The sequence below is a fragment of the Pseudomonas sp. P7779 genome, from assembly GCF_013386315.1.
GTDB lineage: Bacteria > Pseudomonadota > Gammaproteobacteria > Pseudomonadales > Pseudomonadaceae > Aquipseudomonas.
The window spans coordinates 1-19,519 of sequence record NZ_JACARZ010000053.1 but is presented as its reverse complement, the minus strand read 5'-3'; the positions used below and the strand labels follow the sequence as shown (position 1 = coordinate 19,519).

At 61.9% G+C, this 19,519-nt stretch carries 14 protein-coding genes; 11 read left to right on the top strand and 3 right to left on the bottom strand.

The window, feature by feature from the left end:
• The first annotated feature begins 18 nt into the window (after positions 1–18).
• From HX869_RS16465 to HX869_RS16455, 3 genes are all read left to right on the top strand, one after another.
• Positions 19–291 carry a type B 50S ribosomal protein L31 gene (locus tag HX869_RS16465; protein ID WP_003216453.1) on the top strand — a complete coding sequence of 91 codons (273 nt, stop codon included), beginning with the start codon at positions 19–21 and terminating at the stop codon, positions 289–291.
• Positions 292–473: 182 nt separating this feature from the next.
• The gene (locus tag HX869_RS16460; RefSeq protein WP_178903353.1) at positions 474–1,820 is read left to right on the top strand and encodes an HD domain-containing phosphohydrolase; all 1,347 of its coding nucleotides are present in this window, start codon (positions 474–476) and stop codon (positions 1,818–1,820) included.
• 49 nt (positions 1,821–1,869) lie between these two features.
• Positions 1,870–2,280 carry an NUDIX domain-containing protein gene (locus tag HX869_RS16455; protein ID WP_178903352.1) on the top strand — a complete coding sequence of 137 codons (411 nt, stop codon included), beginning with the start codon at positions 1,870–1,872 and terminating at the stop codon, positions 2,278–2,280.
• A 113-nt stretch (positions 2,281–2,393) separates the two neighbouring features.
• On the opposite strand, the gene metR is transcribed toward HX869_RS16455, so the two are convergent.
• Both metR and HX869_RS16445 read right to left on the bottom strand, forming a co-directional pair.
• The gene (gene metR / locus HX869_RS16450; protein WP_178903351.1) at positions 2,394–3,311 is read right to left on the bottom strand and encodes a transcriptional regulator MetR; all 918 of its coding nucleotides are present in this window, start codon (positions 3,309–3,311) and stop codon (positions 2,394–2,396) included.
• A gap of 97 nt (positions 3,312–3,408) precedes the next feature.
• Positions 3,409–8,985, bottom strand: a complete 5,577-nt coding sequence (locus HX869_RS16445; RefSeq protein ID WP_178903350.1) for a dermonecrotic toxin domain-containing protein — start codon at positions 8,983–8,985, stop codon at positions 3,409–3,411.
• Between the two features lie 203 nt (positions 8,986–9,188).
• On the opposite strand from HX869_RS16445, the gene HX869_RS16440 reads away from it, so the two are divergent.
• Both HX869_RS16440 and HX869_RS16435 read left to right on the top strand, forming a co-directional pair.
• Complete coding sequence (locus tag HX869_RS16440; RefSeq protein ID WP_177027750.1) at positions 9,189–10,208, top strand: alpha/beta fold hydrolase; 1,020 nt, start codon at positions 9,189–9,191, stop codon at positions 10,206–10,208.
• A 62-nt stretch (positions 10,209–10,270) separates the two neighbouring features.
• Positions 10,271–10,924: a DsbA family oxidoreductase gene (locus tag HX869_RS16435; protein WP_003216466.1), complete on the top strand. Its 654-nt coding sequence runs from the start codon at positions 10,271–10,273 to the stop codon at positions 10,922–10,924.
• A 203-nt stretch (positions 10,925–11,127) separates the two neighbouring features.
• On the opposite strand, the gene HX869_RS16430 is transcribed toward HX869_RS16435, so the two are convergent.
• Positions 11,128–11,898, bottom strand: coding sequence for a MipA/OmpV family protein (locus HX869_RS16430; RefSeq protein WP_178903349.1), 771 nt, complete (start codon positions 11,896–11,898; stop codon positions 11,128–11,130).
• A 229-nt stretch (positions 11,899–12,127) separates the two neighbouring features.
• Between HX869_RS16430 and HX869_RS16425 the strand changes: the two genes are divergently transcribed.
• The 6 genes from HX869_RS16425 to HX869_RS16400 are packed head-to-tail and all read left to right on the top strand — an operon-like array spanning position 12,128 to position 19,388.
• On the top strand, positions 12,128–12,832 hold the full coding sequence (locus tag HX869_RS16425) for an MtnX-like HAD-IB family phosphatase (protein ID WP_177020513.1): 705 nt from the start codon (positions 12,128–12,130) through the stop codon (positions 12,830–12,832).
• Entirely contained in the window at positions 12,825–14,219 is a 1,395-nt protein-coding gene (locus HX869_RS16420) for an aspartate aminotransferase family protein (protein WP_003216473.1), read from the top strand. Before HX869_RS16425 ends, HX869_RS16420 begins: the two co-directional genes overlap by 8 nt.
• Positions 14,216–15,082: a carboxylesterase gene (locus HX869_RS16415; RefSeq protein WP_003216475.1), complete on the top strand. Its 867-nt coding sequence runs from the start codon at positions 14,216–14,218 to the stop codon at positions 15,080–15,082. The genes HX869_RS16420 and HX869_RS16415 overlap by 4 nt, the downstream gene beginning before the upstream one ends.
• A gap of 16 nt (positions 15,083–15,098) precedes the next feature.
• Positions 15,099–16,223: a GNAT family N-acetyltransferase gene (locus HX869_RS16410; protein WP_003216477.1), complete on the top strand. Its 1,125-nt coding sequence runs from the start codon at positions 15,099–15,101 to the stop codon at positions 16,221–16,223.
• Complete coding sequence (locus tag HX869_RS16405) at positions 16,223–18,001, top strand: HAMP domain-containing sensor histidine kinase (RefSeq protein WP_178903348.1); 1,779 nt, start codon at positions 16,223–16,225, stop codon at positions 17,999–18,001. The genes HX869_RS16410 and HX869_RS16405 overlap by 1 nt, the downstream gene beginning before the upstream one ends.
• Positions 17,991–19,388: a sigma-54 dependent transcriptional regulator gene (locus tag HX869_RS16400; protein WP_003216481.1), complete on the top strand. Its 1,398-nt coding sequence runs from the start codon at positions 17,991–17,993 to the stop codon at positions 19,386–19,388. The genes HX869_RS16405 and HX869_RS16400 overlap by 11 nt, the downstream gene beginning before the upstream one ends.
• Positions 19,389–19,519 lie beyond the last annotated feature (131 nt).

Here is a 19,519-nt window from a genome sequence, read left to right as displayed (position 1 = left end):
AGACGCCCCGGAGGCCTTATGAAACCTGGTATCCACCCCGACTACCGCACCGTGTTGTTCCATGACACCGCCGCCGACGTTTTCTTCCTGATCGGTTCCACCGTGGAAACCGACCGTACGCAACAACACAGCGACGGCAACACCTATCCCTACGTACTCCTGGACGTGTCCAGTGCCTCGCACCCGGTGTACACCGGCCAACAGCGCAAGACCCAGTCCGAAGGCCGCATCGCCGGCTTCAACAAGCGATTTGCGTCGTTTGGTTCGGCCGGTAAAACCGCCGAGGCTTGATGCACCGCGCGTTACCTCAGGGCCGCTTCATTCAATGAAGTGGCCCTTTTTTATGCCCATCTGACGAAGTGATGTCGCAAGGCCATCACTGCAAAGAAAAACCGACTAAACTGCTGGGTAATGGCCAGGAGGCTGTTACCTTGACCGTAGGACACGCACATCGACGCTATACGAGGTGCCCCATGGGAGAGTCAGTGACCTTCGCAAATCCCGACCGCCCGGTGGTGCTGTTGATTGACGCACACCCGGACGTGCTGGACCGCCTGACGCAGTTGCTGCGCCTGGAACCCTTTGAATTATGCAGCGCCACCGACGCCGCTCACGCGCTGGCGATTCTGGCGCAGCAACCCGTCGACCTGGTGATGAGTGCCGCGCGCCTGCCGGACATGGACGGCGCCACCCTGCTTGCGCAGATCCACCATGATTACCCGCACACCGTGCGCATCCTGCTGACCGGTGAAACCGACCTGACGCTGATCATCAAGGCCATCAACGAAGGGCAGATCTACCGCTACCTGAGCAAACCCTGGAAAGACGAAGAACTGCTGCTGGCGTTGCGGCAATCCCTGGCCCATCAACACTCCGAGCGTGAGCGCCTGCGCCTGGAGCAATTGACCCGCCAGCAGAACGACGAACTCAAGCAACTCAACGCCAGCCTGGAAAAACGCGTGGCCTCACGCACCAGCGAGCTGCAGCAAACTGCTGACATGCTCGACCTGGCCTACGAAGAACTCAAACACAGCTACGCCACCGGCACCGAAGTGTTCTCGCTGCTGGCCAACCTGCGCTTGCCCCGAGCCAAGCAAACCAACCGGCAGATCATCGAACTGGTGCGCACCTGGTGCCACGGCCGCGGCCTGGATGAGGCCAGCAATCGCGACCTGACCATGGCCGCCGCGCTCTACAACATCGGCAAGTTGAGTTGGAGCGACAACATGATGGTCTCTCCCAGCGACCTGCTGCACAGCACCTACCGTGAGCGGTACCGGGCGTATCCGGCCCAGAGCGAATCGTTGCTGATGACCCTGGAACCGATGAAAGACGCGGCACGCTTGATCCGCCATCACCAGGAACGCTGGGACGGCGGCGGCTTTCCCGACCACCTCAAGGGCGAAGCAATACCTGTAGGTTCGCGCCTGTTGAAACTGGCGGTGGACTTCATCGAATTGCAACGCGGCTTGATCCTTGAGCGGCAGATGAACAGCGACGAAGCGCTGCTCTACATCCGCAAATACGCCGGGCGCCTTTACGACCCGGACATGGTCGAGGACTTCATCCAGGCCTGCGCCGCGTTCCTCAGTGACGTGACCCTGGGCGACCCGTCGGTGAAGGTCCTGACCACCCGCGAACTGGCCGAAGGCATGGTGCTGGCGCGCAACCTCAACGCCGACAACGGCATGCTGCTGCTCAACGCCGGCAAGGTGTTGAACCTGCCGCTGGTGGACAAGCTGATTGCGTTCGAGGCCATGGAAGGGGCGAAGTACAGCGTGTTTATCAAGGAACCGGATGAGACGCCGCTTTCGAGCTGATACCGGTTCATGGGATCCTTGCGCCTTTGTATTCAAGGCGACTTTTCCCATGACCTCCACCATTCGCATCGCCGCCGCCCTGCTGATCGGCAGCGACGGCCAGACCCTGCTGGTACGCAAGCGCGGCACCCAGGCCTTCATGCAGCCGGGCGGCAAGATCGATGCCGGCGAGCAACCCGTAGAGGCTTTGGCCCGTGAGCTGCACGAAGAACTGGGCCTGCGAGTTGATCCGGAGGCGGCTGTGTACCTTGGGCAGTTCTCGGCGCCGGCGGCGAATGAGCCGGGGTTTGTGGTGCAGGCCGAATTGTTCCAGGTGCACATCGACGTGGCGGTGATGCCGGCTGCCGAGATTGAAGAGGTGTGCTGGATCGACCCGGCGGGCGACGGCGGTTTGCAGCTTGCGCCGCTGACCCGGGATTTGATTCTGCCGTTCTACCGCGCCTCTCTGATCCCTGCCTGATCTTGTGGCGAGGGAGCTTGCTCCCGCTAGGGGGCGAAGCGGCCCCAGGATTTTTGGGTCTGCTGCGCAGCCCGGCGGGAGCAAGCTCCCTCGCCACAGGTATCCGCTACAGGTCAGCGAACGGCGCTGACGCCGTCCAGGGTCGAAAACGAGGTGTCCTTGGCCGTCAGCAGAAAATCACGCATGTACGGCGCGTCCAGCATGTCGGCGCGAATCCCGGCGTACAGCGTGGCAAACAAACCTTTCTCCCCCAGCCGCTTGGCCTTCACGTACCCCCGGGAGCTGTATTCATGCAGCGCCCAATGGGGCATGCCGCACACGCCGCGACCGCTGGCCACCAACTGCATCATCATCACCGTCAGTTCCGAGGTGCGCACCTGGGCCGGTTCTACATCCGCCGGTTCCAGGAAGCGGGTGAAGATGTCCAGGCGATCCCGCTCCACCGGGTAGGTGATCAGGGTTTCGCTGATCAGGTCTTCGGGCACGATGTACGGCTTGTTCGCCAGCGGGTGCTGGTTGGCCACGGCGAGCATGGCTTCGTAGGTGAACAGCGGTACATAGGTGATGCCCGGCAGCTCCAGCGGGTCCGAGGTCACCACCAGGTCCAGGTCGCCACGGGCCAGGGCCGGCAGCGGCGCGAAGGCGAAGCCGGAGGCCAGGTCCAGCTCGACTTCCGGCCAGGCATCGCGGAACTGGTCGATGGTCGGCATCAACCACTGGAAGCAACTGTGGCACTCGATGGCCATGTGCAAACGCCCGGCCGTGCCGCCGGCCAGGCGCGCGATGTCGCGTTCGGCACCCCGCAGCAAGGGCAGGATGGCGTCCGCCAGTTGCAGCAGGCGCAGGCCGGCGCTGGTGAAGCGCAGCGGCTTGGTCTTGCGCACGAATAACTGCATGCCCATGCGCTCTTCCAGTTCCTTGAACTGGTGGGAGAGTGCTGATTGCGTCAGGTGCAGGCGCTCAGCGGCCTCCACCAGGCTGTCGGCTTCGCGCAAGGCGTGCAGGGTCTTGAGATGGCGGATTTCGAGCACGGGGTCTCCATGAATATAACTTGTGACAAATTCGGATCGGTTGAGTTTGTCTCATGTTGTTATGTGTGTCGACCGTCGTGCGCAAGTCCCGCCGCCTTTACACCCCGGCAAAGTGCCGGGTGACCAGCGCTCGCCCGATATTGCCGCGCCAGATCGGGTCGACCGCGGCCCCGGCTTGCGCCTGGGCGACTTGCCATTGCAAACCTAGGTTGCGCTGCTCGGGAATCTTCAAGTGGGCCTTGATGAACTCGTCGAACTGCGCCCCGGCCTTGTCGTAATGAAAGTGCGCATACCACAGGGTGGCGGGCGGCGTTTGTGTCAGGTCCTGAATCACGTATTCCTGAAGAAAATCCGCCCGTCCTTTTTTGCCTTCATTGAGGTTGCGGGCCGGTTCGCCCTTGCGAATCTCCACCACCCGTTGTTCGCGAAGGTAGTCCAGATAGCCTTCGGTGGGGGTTTTGCTGGCGAGGGTCTGGCGGATTCGCAGGTTGCGGCCCTTGATGGTCAGCTCCATGGCCTTGGCCCGCAGTTGGCGCACGAGGTCCTCGGTAGGGTCCAGGCGTTCCAGGCGATTGGCCCGCAGGTTCAACTCGGCCGCTTCGCTGACCAGCAGGTGCTCCAGGTCCACCGGCAGCATTTTTTGCTCGGTGTAGGCGGTGGCGCGGCTTTCGTACAGCGCGACGTTGTCCAGGCGAGCCCTGGCTTCGCTCACTACGAACGGCTTGACGTTGGACTCCGGCGGCGCGGGTTCCGAGGCGGCATTGTCCTTGAGCCGGGACTTGCCGCCGGGGCCCTTCACCCAGGTCTCGACGCGCCCGCTGGCGCTCTCAACCTGGTAAGTGGTGGCTTGGGTTTGTGGGTCGATGCTCTCGGTGCCCACCAGGGAAATATTGTCCTCGGTGTCGAATACCCGCCGTACAGGTTGCCCGGCCGGTGGGCGGCTTGCCGGCGACTCCTTGATGGCCCGGCGGGCGAGTTCGATCATCTGGTCAATGTCGACGAAAAACGCACTGAGTTGCGCCTGGTCGAAATGCTGGGGGTAACCGAGGTTCCAGGTGCGGATGGTCAGCCGGAATTGTTCATAGGCCTGTATGCAGTCTTCCAGCACCTTGCGCCGCTGTGTGATGTTGGCGCTGGCGTTGGGCAGTTCAAAATGCGAAGCCTGGGCCCGGTTGACCTTGGCATAGCTGTCACGGGCCTGGGCTCTCAGGTACCACCAGGACAGTTCGGTCACTTCGGGGTATACCTCAAGGGTGTCGAAGCGGTGCGCCAGCCTCAGGTGCATGCGGTAGTTGTCATTAAGCACGTGTCGGAACCGTTCCAGCATCGGGCTTAGCCGGGCACGGTGGGCGGTGTCAGTCACCTGTTCGAACCAGCGATTGAATTGGGGAAAGTCGGCATCGATTATGTCCAAGTCGCGCAGAATCTCGACACTGATCCTTTTACGTTGCCGCAGAATGTCCAGCACGGCAGGAACAAGCGCCGGTGTGCCGAAAATCTCGGGGTTGATGGCGGTCATGTTATGGGTTTCAAGCTCCAGGATCCGTGCCTCGATCTGCTTGAAGTGATAGCGCGCCCGGTTCAGGGTGGTCAGGGTCAGGCGCGCCGCATTGCGGCTCATGTCCTCTCTGATCGCGCGCTGGCGGTTGCCGCTGGTAAAGGGCGCGAACTCCGTCAGTTCCTGATACTGGCGGCTGTACAGCTCGATGTCCTGCTCGAAGGATCTGCGGATCGCCGGGCCTGCGCTGTCGGTGCGGGCCATCAGTTCTTCGGTTCGGTTAATGGAGAGCGCAATCAGGTCTTCGCGGCTGTTGATACTGTTGGCCAGCGCCTGTTGGCGGCGCAGGGCGCGGTCGGTCCACCAGCGTGGCAAGTAATCACGGATCGACTGGGGCCAGATCGGATCAAGCACTTCGGCCATATGCCCGAGCACGCTGCCGCCACCCGCCAGGCCGCCCTTGAATGCGCTGCCGTAGACGCCGTAGTGAGTGTCCCATTCGCCGTTTTCATCCAGGGCAATCGGCTGCTTGTAGGTTTTGCTGCGGGTCGGGCTCAGGCGCCAGTCCAGGGGATCGCCGGCCAGCTCAACCTGATAGATGCGCCCGCGCCGCATGATGAAGTCGCCTTCGGTATGCCGGTACACATTGCGATAAAAACCGTGGGTCTGCGGTTGCAGCCCGGCCAGCGAGATCACTCCTTCATATTCATAACCGGCGAAACGCTGTGCCGCCCGCCGAGCCTGGGTGACCGAGGGCAGGTGCAGGCTGGCGGCGCTGCTGGCCAGATGGCGCAATTGACGCTGGCGCGTGGCGGCGCGGGCGTTGACCGGCAGGGCGAGGCTGCCCGGCAGAATGTCCATGGCGCAGTCGATCAGCGACAACAGCACCGCCTCGACCTCGGCCAGGCCATGGCCGACGTTCCCGCGCAGGAACGCAGCAGTGGCCAGGTTGGCACTGGACCAGGCGTCATACAACGCGACGACCGAACCCACGAAAGGCACCAGCCCCAGGGCGATTTTCAGGTAGTTGAAGATCAGCCCGGCGCGCAGCGCATTCTGCTCCAGCAACAAGGCCGCGTTGGAGCGCGAGGTCGCGCGGTGCGCTTCTATGACGCGGCCCATATGGGCGTTCAGCAAATGGGCGGCCAGCGAGGTGGTGGCCGGCCACGGGGTTCCGACGGCAAAGACCGGATCAAAATTCCGTTGCTGGGCCTGGGCGATCCGGGCGAGGTGGGCGGCGGTGTCGCCCTTGATGGCCAGGCCGGCCAGGTAGGCGCTCATGCCGCTGACCAGGCTGAGGTCGTAGAGCGCCTTGCGGGCCAGTTCCAGGCTCGGGTAGCGCCGCAGGTCCTGGTTGTCCGGGCTGTTTGGCAGGTACAGCAGGGTTGTGCCGGAGATTTGTTCCTGGATGAAGGTGACCCCTGACAGGGTGGTCGGACCGAAGTCGGTATCTTCACCGCCCGCACTCAGGGTGGCCGGCAGCAGCACGATTTTCTTGTCTTCCACCTGCCAGGCATCCGCGTTGTCGGCGTCGATGGCTATGCTCAGCAGCCGCAGATCGTTGTCGTCGACTCGCCCCAGGGCCCGCGCGCGTTTGCCTTGCAGCATGAGCATCAGGCGCAGGGGCTCGGTCAGGCATTCGCGACGGTGCTGCGTGGTGAAAGGCGCCGCCGCGGGATCACCGAGGAAGGTGCGGGTGATCAAGCTTTCGTAGGCCCCGGCGAGGTCCAGCTCCTTGACCAGGGTCTTCAGGTATTCCAGGGACAGGCCGGTGGTCAGCCGGGTGGTTTCAGGGGCATTGGGGCCGGAGACATCGAGCTTCATGTAGGTCAGGCGCTGGGCCAGCGTCGGGTCGATGTTTTGCTGGGCCAGTTGCAACAATGACAGGGTGCTGCGGCGGGCACTGGGCACCGTCACATACTTGAACGGTGTACCCGGGCCCGCGTATTCGGACAGGTATTCGCGCTCCTGGCTGACCGTATCGGGCAGGTCCAGTTGCACCGACCAGGTGTGTTCAAGCTGGAAGTCTTCGCGCAGGCGTTGGTCCAGGCGGCGCTGGCCGAAGTCGTCGAAGGGTTCCAGCTCGCGTTCGAGCAATTGCTGCGAGCGATGCAGGGCGCTGATCTGCGCTTGAATCAGGTGCTTGAGTGCCAGGCGTTCATCTGCCGGCAACTGGCTCAACTCCCCAGGCAGTGCCCCGGCCAGGGTGCTGCTGCGTTGTTGCTCGAGCAGTTGTCCATACGCCAGTTCCCGCGCCGGGCACACCGGGGTTTGCAGGGTAAACAGGGTTTGCTCTTTGAGTTTGTCCAGGCCTTCGGTTCGCTCCTGGCCGAACGGAGGCACCGGGAAGAGGGAGATCAGCGCATACGCCTGTTGTTCGCTGGCGTACAGCTGCTGTTGCAACGAGTATTCAATCGGGTCGCCGGTGAGCAGCGACAATTGCAGGGTGACGTCCTGCGCTTCGCTCGACAGCTTGAACAGCGAGTGTTCCAGGGCTTGGCGGGATTCGAAACGCTGCAGGCCGCCTGCATTGCCGGGCCAGTACAGCAACAGGCTGTGGGGCGCCGAAGAGGTCAGCGCGCTGGTCTGGGTGATGAGCAACAGGCCTGTCAGCTCCTCGGAACCTTCCCTTGGGTCACGGCTGGAGAGGATCAGGCGGGTCACCGCGACAGCCGGGCGGCGTTCCGGGGCCGCGGGGTGTTCCGTGACGGCCAGGAGCAGGCCGTGTTCTTCATCGCTGATCTGCTGGAGCGCATGCTGGATGGCACCCTCGGCGCGCAGGGCGGCGAGCCGCGCCTGGTAGAGCGCGTCATAGTCCGGATTGGGTTTTTGCCGCAGCTCAAGTTGATCGAAGGCGGCTTTTTTTGCCAGCAGGCCGCTGGCGGCATCATTGCCGGCCTGCTCTGCGTCTTTCAGCGCCTGCATCAAACCCTTCAACTGCGCCAGTCGGGCGGTTTGCTCAGGGCCATCGCCCAGGAAGCGCTCCAGTGCGCTGCGTTGCAGCCTGATCGCGGCCCAGCGTTGGCCCAGGGCAATGTCGGCGCTGAGGTGGCCGAAGGGCAGGGCAGGAGGCAGGTCGTCAGCGTCCGGGCCGGGCGTATCTGCCGGTTGATGCGGTGCGATAAGCATCGGGATTTCCCGGCGCTGGCTGTCCAGGCGGTCGGCATCATCCAGGGCATGGCTGGCGTAACGGGCCAGGTCACTGCCATTGCGATGACGGTTGCGCAGGCTTTCCAGCTGAGCCGCGTGCAGGTGCGACAGCAGGTCCAGAATGCCGTGCTCCAGGGGTTCGGTGCGCGAGCTGTATTCGACGGTGACAGCGTCAGCCGCGACGTCCGGCGGGATCAGTTGCTGATGCGCTGCGACCAGCCACTGCTCCATGTCGCGGCGTTGGCTGAAGACCATCATGCCGGGTTGCCGGCAGGGCAGGTACAGGGTTTGTGTCAACAGCGGCTCCTGGCCCACGGAGATGACCCAGGCGCCAGCCAATTTGACCTTGCTCTGGTCGGGCAGCAGCAACGCCAGCTGGCAGGTCTCGACGGGGCGTACGCCATTGGGGGTGGTGACCGGGTTGAGCACTGTCTGCAACGAGATCAGTTGTTGGGCACCCAGCCTTCCCTGGGCATAGGCCGATTGCCCGCAGGCCTCGAAATGCTGGCAGTACAGTTGTGCCGCCCGCTCGCGACGGGACAACGGCGTACCCGGCGCCCGGGTACTCCAATAGTTTTCCCAGCGGGCGCTGAGCAGTTTCCCCAGGCCCAGTGCCTGGAGCCGCTTGAGCAATTGCACGGGCGTGAGGGCTGACAGGCGGTGGGACGCCAGGCCGACCACGGTGCTGCGGGCATCCAGGGTGGGGGAGATGTCTGGAAACTGGCAGATAAATCCCCAGGCATCCACCAGGCTGACGAAGTGCTCGTCGTGATCTTCGGTCTTGAGAAATCCCAGGCCGACCGGTGCGGCGCCCAGTTGCCAATGCTCTGTGAGCAGTTGTTCGATGGAGTCACGTACGCCGGGTGCCTGGGCAATCAGTTGATGCAGCTCCTGTTGGCTTTCGCGCCAGCGCGCTGAGGCTTGCAGGGACAGGCTTTGGTCCTGGAGGCGGGCCTGGCCTGGAAGCGACGGTGAGGCGAAGTCGCTCAGGGTGGCAGACGGGGGAAGTAGGGTGAGGTCACTCATGATGGTGTGTTCATGCTCTGGTGAGACCGGGCTTGCCGGTGAATGCACCATTAAAGAGGCGGGGCCAGGGCGTGAGGTGATAGATAGATACGCGGATGACCGTTGGGCGCCCTTCATCAAACTGTCACTGAACTGTGGCAGCGCGCTTGTACAAAGTTCATCAGACTCGCGCTCTACTGGGGTTCTGCGTTTCGGTGTTTTTCATGCGCGTGTTGTTTTTCATGGCCGCTCTGTTATTCGGCCTGCCGTCCTTTGCGGCTTCTCGATGTGATGTGAATGTCCCGACTGAACGGGTTGATCTGGAACAGGTGAGCCTGGCCTACCAGAGCATTGGTCGTGCCTCCGACCCGGCCTTGCTGCTGGTGATGGGCCTGGGCGGGCAGTTGATCCACTGGCCGGACGAAGTGGTGGTGGCCCTGTGTGAGCAGGGCTTTCGGGTGATTCGTTATGACAACCGTGATGTCGGGCTGTCCACCTGGCGCCAGGCACCGGCCAGCGCCAACCTGACCTTTGAAGTGCTGCGCTACAAGCTCGGTCTGCCGGTGGCGGCGCCCTACACCCTGACCGACATGGCGAATGACGCACTGGGCTTGATGGACGGCTTGCACATTCAGCAGTTCCACGTGCTGGGCGCGAGCATGGGCGGCATGATCGCCCAGCACCTGGCGGCCATGGCGCCGCAACGGGTGGAAAGCCTGACGCTGATCATGACCAGCTCCGGCGCCGAAGGCCTGCCGGCACCGAGTGCGGCGCTGGTGCAGCTGTTGTCGCGCCGCAGCGCGCCCAATCGTGAAGTGGCCCTGGAACAACAGGCCGACCTGCTGGCGGCGCTGGGCAGTCCTTATGTGAAGGATGATCGCAAGGTGCTGTTGCAGCAGGCGGCGCAGTCGTACGACCGGGCGTTCAACCCTGACGGTGTGAAGCGCCAGATCATGGCGATCCTTGCCGAACCGAGCCGGGTGCCGTTGCTCAATCAACTGCGGGTGCCGACGCTGGTGGTGCATGGCACGGCCGATCCGTTGTTGCCGGTGATGCATGGGGTGCACCTGGCGGCGCATATCCAGGGCAGCCAGCTGCGGCTGATTCCGGGGCTGGCCCATCGTTTCCAGGAGGCGTTCAAGGCGCCGTTGCTGGCGGCGGTCTTGCCCTACTTGCAAGCGCATCGGCAGGATGCGGCGCATTGGGCGCAGATCGACCCGGTGGTGCCTGCGAAGGTTTTGTAAGGGCTTGACGGGGTGTATCGTGGGACCTTTCCGGCGTTTAATGCCAGCGAGGTTGCCTAGTCATGAGTACTCCCCTGAAAATCGATTTCGTCAGCGACGTGTCGTGTCCCTGGTGCATCATTGGCCTGCGTGGCTTGACCGAGGCCCTGGACCAACTGGGTCCGGAGGTGCAGGCCGAGATTCATTTCCAGCCGTTTGAGCTGAACCCCAACATGGCTGCCGAAGGGCAGAACATTACCGAGCACATCACTGAAAAGTACGGTTCCACGGCTGAGCAGTCCCAAGCTAACCGGGCGCGGATTCGTGATATGGGTGCGGAGTTGGGGTTTGCGTTTCGTACTGACGGGCAGAGTCGTATCTACAACACGTTTGATGCGCATCGCCTGTTGCATTGGGCGGGGCTTGAGGGGTTGCAGTACAACCTCAAGGAAGCATTGTTCAAGGCGTATTTCACTGACCAGCAGGATCCGTCTGATCACGGGACGTTGGCGGGGATTGCCGAGGGTGTTGGGCTGGACCGTGTGCGGGCAGAGGAAATTCTGGCTTCGGACGAATATGCCGCCGAGGTGCGGGAGCAGGAGCAGTTGTGGGTGTCTCGCGGGGTGACTTCTGTGCCTACCATCGTGTTCAACGATCAGTACGCGGTGAGTGGTGGGCAGCCGGCTGAGGCGTTTGTCGGGGCGATTCGGCAGATTATCAGTGAGGCCAAGGGCTGAATGGGGCTGTCAGATAAAAATCAAAAGCAGCCGACCTGAGTGTTAGAAGCAAAAGCAGAGCCGCTTTATGTGGGAGCGGGCTTGCTCGCGAAGAACCAGAGGGCGCCGCGTTGAATCAGGATGCCCGAGTCATCGTTAACGACCTTCGCGAGCAAGCCCGCTCCCACATTTGGAGCGTGCCCGCCTTTGATTTTGCTGTTGCTTCAATCAAACTTATAGCTGATGGCAGTCTGCACCTGCCCCTGATTCACATCCCCGGTCTCCTTGACGATGCTGCTATTGGCCGCTGACCCCACCAGGTGTATCCAACTGGCACTGGTCAACAGCGACCACTTCGCATCCAAAGGAAACTCAAAACTCTGCGTCAACGTCAGGTTCTGAAACCCGGCACTGGCGTTATACGGCCGAAACCCGGAGGCCGCAGCCTCATTGGCATCCACCCCGAAAAACGTCTGCGCCTGGCGGGCATCGGCAAAGTGCGCCATCAAGCCGGTGCTGCCGATAATGCCGCTCCCCAACGGATAACCCAACTCGCCGCCGAGCTTGCCCACCACGCCGCTTTGATCACGCGCCCCGCCCACGGCCTGACCCACCTGTGCATACACCCGCCAGAAATCAGCCGGAGCGTATTGGATGAAACCGCCGATCTCGGCTATATCCGAAACATCACGCAAGCCCCGCAGCGACCCATTGGCCGTCCGCCCCGGCAAGTAGTTGATGTAAGGCCCGGCAGTAAAGCCATGGGTATTCAGGGCACTCCAGGTCAGCCCATCGTCGGTACCCAGGCTGACACTCCCCCAATCCAGATCGAAATAAGGGATCGGCCGCGTTTCGTAGCGGCTGCCCGTGGGATCGTGGGGCTGATAGCTGACGCCTGCGCCGGCTTCACCGGTAATTCCGTCCGCCAGCGCAGCGCCGCAAACGCCCCACAGCCCCAGCAAACCGGTGAATACAGCAAAAGTAACCCTGAACATGGAGCCATTTCCTTTTGTGAACATGCGCGCATGAACGCGCAAACGCCCTGCCTTAGGCAAGCACTCATCTAGGTTGTAGCAAGCTACAAAAATTGTAGCAAGTTCCGACACAACCACACGCCGATACCCGCCAAACCCTTTGAAAACAGGGGTTGGTGGCACTTGGCACACTCCATGCTCTATCCCCTGCAAGCGCAACAGCGCGTTCCTACTTCATAGGTAAATGCAGATGATCCACTGGCATATCGTGTGTGACTTCGACGGGACTATCACTCCTACCGACGTCATCGACAACGTCCTCCAACGCTTCGCCGGCCCCGAGTGGGAAACCATCGAGCAGGAATGGCTGGATGGGCACATCGGTTCGCGCGAATGCCTGAGCCGTCAACTGGCGCTGATCAAGGCGACCCCGGCCGAGTTGCTGGCGTATTTCGACAGCGTCGAGATCGATCCGGACTTCCCGGACTTCGTCGACCACGTCATGGGCCTGGGCGCTTCCATTGAAGTGGTCAGCGATGGCATCGAACAAGGCATCGCGCGGATTCTGTCGCGCAACTACGTGACCTTGCTGCCGATCCTCGCCAACCGCCTGCGCCAGGTCGACCAGAACAGCTGGCGCATCGACTTCCCGTATGCCAGCGACGCCTGCCGTGCCGCCTCCGGCAACTGCAAGTGCAAGTCCACGCCGCGCAACAAGCGCGTGCTGGTGATCGGCGACGGCAAGTCCGACATGTGCGTGGCCTCCACCGCCGACTTCGTCTTCGCCAAGGCCAGCCTGGCCGACTACTGCGAAGCCAACAACATCCCTTACGCGCGGTTCGACACCTTCGCCGAACTGCCGGCATTGCTGGCCAAGCTGCCTCAGGGCATCGCCGCCAACGCCACCTCCTTCAGCACCTCTTCCGACAATCAGGAACTCTTCCACCATGTCTGATATCCGCATCGCTACCGCAGAAGACCAGGTTCTTCTGGATAAAGAAGCCAAGTACTGCTCCTACGGCGACACCGTTCACTACATCGACCCGCCGCGCATTTTCAGCCGCTGCGAAGGCTCCTACGTGTGGGACACCGAAGACCAGGCTTACCTCGACCTGCAAATGTGGTACTCGGCCGTTAACTTCGGTTACGCCAACCCGCGCCTGAACAACGCGCTGAAACAGCAGATCGACACCCTCCCGCAAATCGCCAGCCAGTACCTGCACAAAGGCAAGATCGAGCTGTCGGAAATGATCGCAGTCGACGCCAAGAAAAAATTCGGCCTCGACGGTCGTGTGCACTTCAACGTGGGCGGTTCGCAGTCCATCGAAGACTCCCTGAAGGTGGTGCGTAACGCCACTAACGGCAAGAGCCTGATGTTCGCCTTCGAAGGCGGCTACCACGGCCGTACCCTTGGCGCTTCGTCGATCACTTCGAGCTACCGCTACCGTCGTCGCTATGGCCACTTCGGCGAGCGCGCCAACTTCATCCCGTTCCCGTACCACTTCCGCGGCCCTAAAGGCATGACCAAGGAAGAATACGGCAGCCACTGCGTGCAGCAGTTCGCCCGTCTGTTCGAAACCGAATACAACGGTGTGTGGGACCCGAAAGTCGGCCAGAGCGAATACGCCGCCTTCTACGTCGAGCCGATCCAGGGCACCGGCGGCTACGTGATCCCGCCGATGAACTTCTACAGCGAGCTCAAGCAGGTCCTCGACCAGCACGGCATCCTGATGGTCGTCGACGAAATCCAGATGGGCTTCTGGCGTACCGGCAAGCTGTGGTCGATCGAACACTTCGACGTCAAGCCGGACGTGATCGTCTTCGGCAAGGCGCTGACCAACGGCCTGAACCCCCTGGGCGGCATCTGGGCCAAGGAAGAGTTGATCAACCCTAAGATCTTCCCGCCAGGCTCCACTCACTCCACCTTCGCGTCCAACCCGTTGGGCACCGCGGTAGGCCTGGAAATGTTCAAGATGACCAGCGAAGTCGATTACGGCGCAATGGTCATGGCCAAGGGCAAATACTTCCTGGCCGGCCTGCAAGAGCTGCAAAAGCGCTTCCCGATCATCGGCGACGTCGATGGCCTGGGCCTGGCCCTGCGCTGCGAAATCTGCGGCCCGGACGGCTTCACTCCGGACAAGGCGACCCTGGACTACATGGTCGAGGAAGGCATGAAGGGCGACATGGTGGTTGACGGTCAGAAACTCGGCCTGATCCTCGACGTGGGCGGCTACTACAAGAACGTGATCACCCTGGCACCGTCGCTGGAAATCAGCTACCCGGAAATCGACCTGGGCCTGAAGCTGCTCGAGCAACTGCTTGTGCGAGCGACCAAACGGTGAGCAGCCACGAGATCGACCTCGGTGAAGGTGATGCCGGCTTCGTTCTCGGTAGCGGTCCGATTGGGATCTTGTTGATCCACGGCCTGACGGGCACCCCGACGGAACTCCGTCGGGTGGCCCAGGGGTTGGCCAAGGTCGGTAACTGCACGGTGTACGTGCCGACCCTGGCCGGCCACTGCGGGGACAACAGCGACCTGCAAGCCACCGGCTGGCAGGACTGGTACGAAGGCGTGCGCAAGACCTTCGTCGCGGTGAAACAGCGTCACGAGCAGGTATTCGTCGGCGGCTTGTCGATGGGCGCGGTGATGTCGATGTACGTGGCGTCGCAGTTCCCCGGCCAGGTTGCCGGCTTGCTGATGTACTCCACGACGTTGAAGTACGACGGCTGGAGCATCAACAAGATGGCGTTCATCACGCCCTTGCTGATCCGTATTCCCTTCGGTGTGCGCCTGTTCCGCTTTACTGAAAAGCCGCCCTACGGCATCAAGAACGAGCGCCTGCGGGCGATTGTCGAGCGGCAGATGAAGGAAGGGGAGAGCAGCGAGGCGGGTCTCTTGACCATGGAGGGCGTCACGGTGCGCGAGTTGCACTGGATGAATGCCGTGGTGAAGAAGCTCATGCCATCGATCAAGACCCCGGCCCTGGTGCTGCATTCCATCGAGGATGACATCACCAGCCGTTGGAACGCCGATTACGTGGAACGCCATCTCGGCGGCCCCGTGACCAAGATCCTGCTGGACAACTGCTACCACATGATCACCGTCGACCTGCAATACCGTCGGGTGATCGAGTTGAGTGCCGAGTTTGTCGGGCAGCACGCACACGCCACAGAGGCACCTGAAGATTATCGACAGCTGGCTTGAACCCTAAGGATTTGACGTGATCACCGCCCAAGCCTTTTCGACCATTCGGGCCATCGAACGCAGTGCCTGGAACGACTGTTTTCCCGATGCCCTGGAGGATTGGGACTATTACGTGGCCGTGGAAAACGCCGCTATTGATGACTTTCAGTGGCGCTACCTCGCGGTGTTTGACGATGCAAGGCTGGTGGCGGTCGCACCGGCGTTCATTACGCGGTATCGCCTGGACACCACCGTGTCAGGCGTAGGCAAGCGCTTTACCGAGCGCCTGGAGCGACTGTGGCCGGGTGTTTTGAAGTTGGGCCTGTATGCCATCGGCTCGCCGGTGGCGGAGCAGTGCAATGCGGGCATCGCCAGCCACGTTGCCGAATCAGGGCGCGAGGCTCTGCTTGCGCAATTGCTCGCTGCCGCGCGCCAGGATGCCGATACGTTCGGCGTCGGGCTGGTGGCGGTCAAGGATGCACCGACCAGGGACGAAGGCTGGTCAAACAGCTGCCTTGGCGCGGGTTTCCAGAGCATGCCCAGCCTGCCAACGGCCTTGTTGCCGATCCCTTTTGGTTCAGTGGACGCCTACCTCGGTTCCCTGGACAAAGCCACCCGCAAGGACCTGCGCCGTAAACTGCGTGCGCCGGGCCCGCGTGTCGAGTGGCGACGCAACATCGACGACGTACTGCCGCGCATCATGGCGCTGTACGAGGCCACCCTGGAACGCTCCGACCTGCAGTTCGAGCGACTGCCGGCAGGCTATTTCACCGGTATCCTTGAACAGCTGCAGGAACGTGCGGTCTGTGTGCTTTATTGGGTGGACGAGCAACTGGTGGCGTTCAACCTGATCCTGCTTAACCGGGATCGCCTGATTGACAAGTTTTTCGGCGAAGACAGTGACTACAGTCGCGAATACAGCCTGGCGGTGCGCAGTTGGTTAACCAACATCGACTACTGTATTCGCAACGATATTGCGTTATATGAATGTGGTCAGGCCGGCTATGCCAGCAAGTTGCTGCTGGGCTGCGAGTTCCAGGGCAACAGCATGTTTTTCCGCCACCGTAACTGGCTGGTCAACCGTGCGCTGTTCGTTGCAAAAGTGTTTCTCCGACCGGATCGATCCGACCCTGCCATGGCTGCTGCGATAAGCGAAACCTGATGATCAACAAGACCCGCCAAAAAGCCCGCCCCTTTGCCATTTCGCGTTGGAGCGTCCAGCGCAAGCTGGTGTTGGCGTTCTGGCTGGTGACGGTAATTCCGACGATGATCGCGGCGGAGCTGGCCGCCACGACGTTGTCGCAGATCTTCGACAGCAACGTGCGCATCTGGCTGCAGGAGTCGACCAAGATCGTCAAGGACGAGATCGGCGACATCCTCCACGACAACGCCCGGGTTGCCCAACTGTTCCTGCGCTATACCAAACCGCCGTCGTCGCGCCAGGCCGAGAAACACGACAAGCTGACCGCCGATATTGCCGCCGCCACCGACATCGACGTGGTGGCGCTGATCCGCAGCAGTGACCACAAAATCGTGTTTACCACCGCCGCCGATGACATCGTCAAGCAAATCAACCTGGCCAGTAATGCGGTGTTGCAGACGGTCCAGGTGGGTGGCGTGACCACCGGGGTTGTGGTGTCCACCTTCGAGACCAGCGAGGACGGCGTCGATTATCAACTGCTGGTGGCCACTTATCTGGACAGCAGTTTCCTGACCAGCGTGGCCGATGTGCATTCCCTCGACCTGCGCTTGTACCTGGCCAACGCCACCGGGTTTTCGGAGATTTTCTCCACCCAGCGCTTCGTCGATCACCCCACGCGGATTCCTTCGAGTATCGAATCTGCGCTGCGCAGCACCAAGCAGCCCAGCGAACAGTTCACCAATAACTACAGCGGTTTGTACTGGCCGATCTTCAACGATGCCGGCGAGCTGCAAGGGGTGATCTTCAGTGGCTTGCTGCGCCATACCAGCCTGGTGGGCCTGGTGAACCAGAGCAATCTGTTCGTGTTGATCTTCCTGCTCAGCTCGGCGTTGTCCCTTGGTGCGGGCATGCTGGTGTCCCAGCGCCTGACCCGGCCATTGCGGGATCTGTCCGAAGGCGTCAGCGCGGTGATCTCGGGTAACTATCAGCACCGTGTGGCGGTCAGCGGCGGCGACGAGTTGGCGCAACTGAGCAGCACCTTCAACCACATGACCGAGCGCCTCGGTGAGTTGCATCACCTGGAAGCGCAACTGCGCCGCCGCGACCGCCTGCATGCACTGGGCGAAGTGGCCATGGGCCTGGCCCACGAAATTCGCAACCCGCTGGGCATTATCAAGACGGCCACCCAGTTGCTGCATCGCCGCGCCGATTTGCCGGAAACCGACAAGCGTCACCTCGAATACGTGATCAGCGAAGTCAGCCGGATCAACGACCTGATCACCGAATTCCTCGACTTCGCCAAACCCAGTGCACCGCTGCGCACCGTGCAGGCGGCACGCCCGGTGGTGGAGGAGATCCTCGGCTTCTGCGGGCCTGAGCTTGCGACCCATAACATCGACGCGCAAATTGATGATGCGGCTCCCGGCGCGACGATTTATGCCGATGCCAAGCAGCTCAAGCAGGCGTGCCTGAACCTGATTCTCAACGCCATCGACGCCATGCCCGGAGGCGGGCGCCTGACCCTGGGCATCCACAGCGTGGGCGGCAACACGGTGATCAGCATCGGCGATACCGGCGAGGGCATTGCGCCGGACATGATCGAGCGGATCTTCACACCATTCGTCACCACCAAGGCCTCGGGCACGGGCTTGGGTCTGGCCAAAGTGTTCTCGATCATGGAAAGTCATGACGGCAGCATCGAATGTGTCAGCGAGACAGATGCCGGCGCCACCTTCAGCCTGTACATTCCGGCCCAGGGTGCAGACGACGGCGATGATGAGGATGGTGATGACGCATAACGTATTGGTAGTTGACGACGAACCCAAGCTCTGTGACTTGCTTTCGTCGGCCTTGAGCCAGAGCGGGATCCAGGTGTTTACCGCCGGCAACGGCCTGCACGCGCTCAAGGTGCTGGAGCAGGAAGACATCGACCTGGTGATCAGCGACTGGCGCATGCCCGGCATGGACGGGCCGGCGCTGCTGGCGGAAATCAAGGTGCGCTACCCGCAGTTGCCGGTGATCGTGATGACCGCCTACAGCACCGTGAAAAACGCGGTGCAGTCGATGCGCAACGGCGCCTACGACTATATCGCCAAGCCCTTCGATATCGACGAGCTGGACATCACGGTGGCGAAGGCCCTGCAGTTTCGCGACATCATGCGCGACAACGCGCGCATGCGTGCCGAGTTGGATGAACATGCGCAGTTCGACAGCCTGGTGGGCGACAGCCCGGCGTTTCGCCGCGTGCTGCACGCCGTGGACTCGGTGCGCGACAGCAACGCTACGGTGCTGCTGACGGGCGAAAGCGGCACCGGCAAGGAGATGGTCGCCCGCGCCATTCACAAGCACGGCAACCGCGCCGATAAGCCGTTTGTGGCGGTCAACTGCGCGGCAATCCCCGAAGGTTTGCTGGAAAGCGAGATGTTCGGCCACCGCAAGGGCGCCTTCACTGGCGCCGTGGCGGATCGGGTCGGGCGCTTCATGCAGGCCGACAAGGGCACGTTGTTTCTCGATGAAGTGGGTGACATGCCGTTGGCGTTGCAGGCGAAAATCCTGCGGGCCTTGCAGGAGCGGGTGATCGAGCCGGTGGGTGACCCGCGCGAGCGCAAGGTGGATGTGCGAGTGATCGCTGCCACCAACAAGAATTTGCTGGATGCGGTGGCGAACAAAGAGTTTCGTGAAGACCTTTACTACCGCTTGAACGTATTTCCGATTCCGCTGCCGGCCTTGCGTGAGCGGGTGGAGGATATCGCGCCGCTGGCCCGGCACTTTGCCCAGACCTTGAGTGCCACGGCGGGCAAACGCATCACCGGTTTCAGCCCCGAGGCGTTGCAGGCCATGGCGGCGTATTCCTGGCCGGGCAATATTCGTGAGCTGCAGAACTGTGTGGAGCGGGCGACCATTGTCGCGGCGACGCCGGTGATCGAGGATATTGATTTGCCGGCGTATCTGTTTGCTTCGACGCCTGCTGAGGATGGGGTGGGCGCGATACTCAGCAACGGGCCGGGTGTGCCGCAGGATCTGGATGCGGCGCTGGCTGAGGTGGAGAAGGCTTACATCATGGCTGCGTTGCAGGAGAGCAACGGGGTGCAGGCTGCGGCGGCGCAGAAGATCGGGATTTCCGAGCGCAGTTTTTGGTATCGGTTGAAGAAGCTGGGGATTCAGGTGGACAAGATTGTTCGCTAGGGGGCGCTGAGCGGTTGCTTGGGGGCATATCCGTTATTTAGGTAACGGCGACTTATGGTTCCGCTCTGACAGCGGCTCACTTTTGGCAAACGCCCGGAATGCCGGCCCAGCCAAAAGTAACCAAAAGGTCT

Bases quoted from the DNA above. Each gene is read 5' to 3' on its own strand.
- HX869_RS16465 (WP_003216453.1), top strand. From the start codon at position 19: ATGAAACCTGGTATCCACCCCGACTACCGCACCGTGTTGTTCCATGAC.
- HX869_RS16460 (WP_178903353.1), top strand. From the start codon at position 474: ATGGGAGAGTCAGTGACCTTCGCAAATCCCGACCGCCCGGTGGTGCTG.
- HX869_RS16455 (WP_178903352.1), top strand. From the start codon at position 1,870: ATGACCTCCACCATTCGCATCGCCGCCGCCCTGCTGATCGGCAGCGAC.
- HX869_RS16445 (WP_178903350.1), bottom strand. From the start codon at position 8,985: ATGAGTGACCTCACCCTACTTCCCCCGTCTGCCACCCTGAGCGACTTC.
- HX869_RS16440 (WP_177027750.1), top strand. From the start codon at position 9,189: ATGCGCGTGTTGTTTTTCATGGCCGCTCTGTTATTCGGCCTGCCGTCC.
- HX869_RS16435 (WP_003216466.1), top strand. From the start codon at position 10,271: ATGAGTACTCCCCTGAAAATCGATTTCGTCAGCGACGTGTCGTGTCCC.
- HX869_RS16430 (WP_178903349.1), bottom strand. From the start codon at position 11,898: ATGTTCAGGGTTACTTTTGCTGTATTCACCGGTTTGCTGGGGCTGTGG.
- HX869_RS16425 (WP_177020513.1), top strand. From the start codon at position 12,128: ATGATCCACTGGCATATCGTGTGTGACTTCGACGGGACTATCACTCCT.
- HX869_RS16420 (WP_003216473.1), top strand. From the start codon at position 12,825: ATGTCTGATATCCGCATCGCTACCGCAGAAGACCAGGTTCTTCTGGAT.
- HX869_RS16405 (WP_178903348.1), top strand. From the start codon at position 16,223: ATGATCAACAAGACCCGCCAAAAAGCCCGCCCCTTTGCCATTTCGCGT.
- HX869_RS16400 (WP_003216481.1), top strand. From the start codon at position 17,991: ATGACGCATAACGTATTGGTAGTTGACGACGAACCCAAGCTCTGTGAC.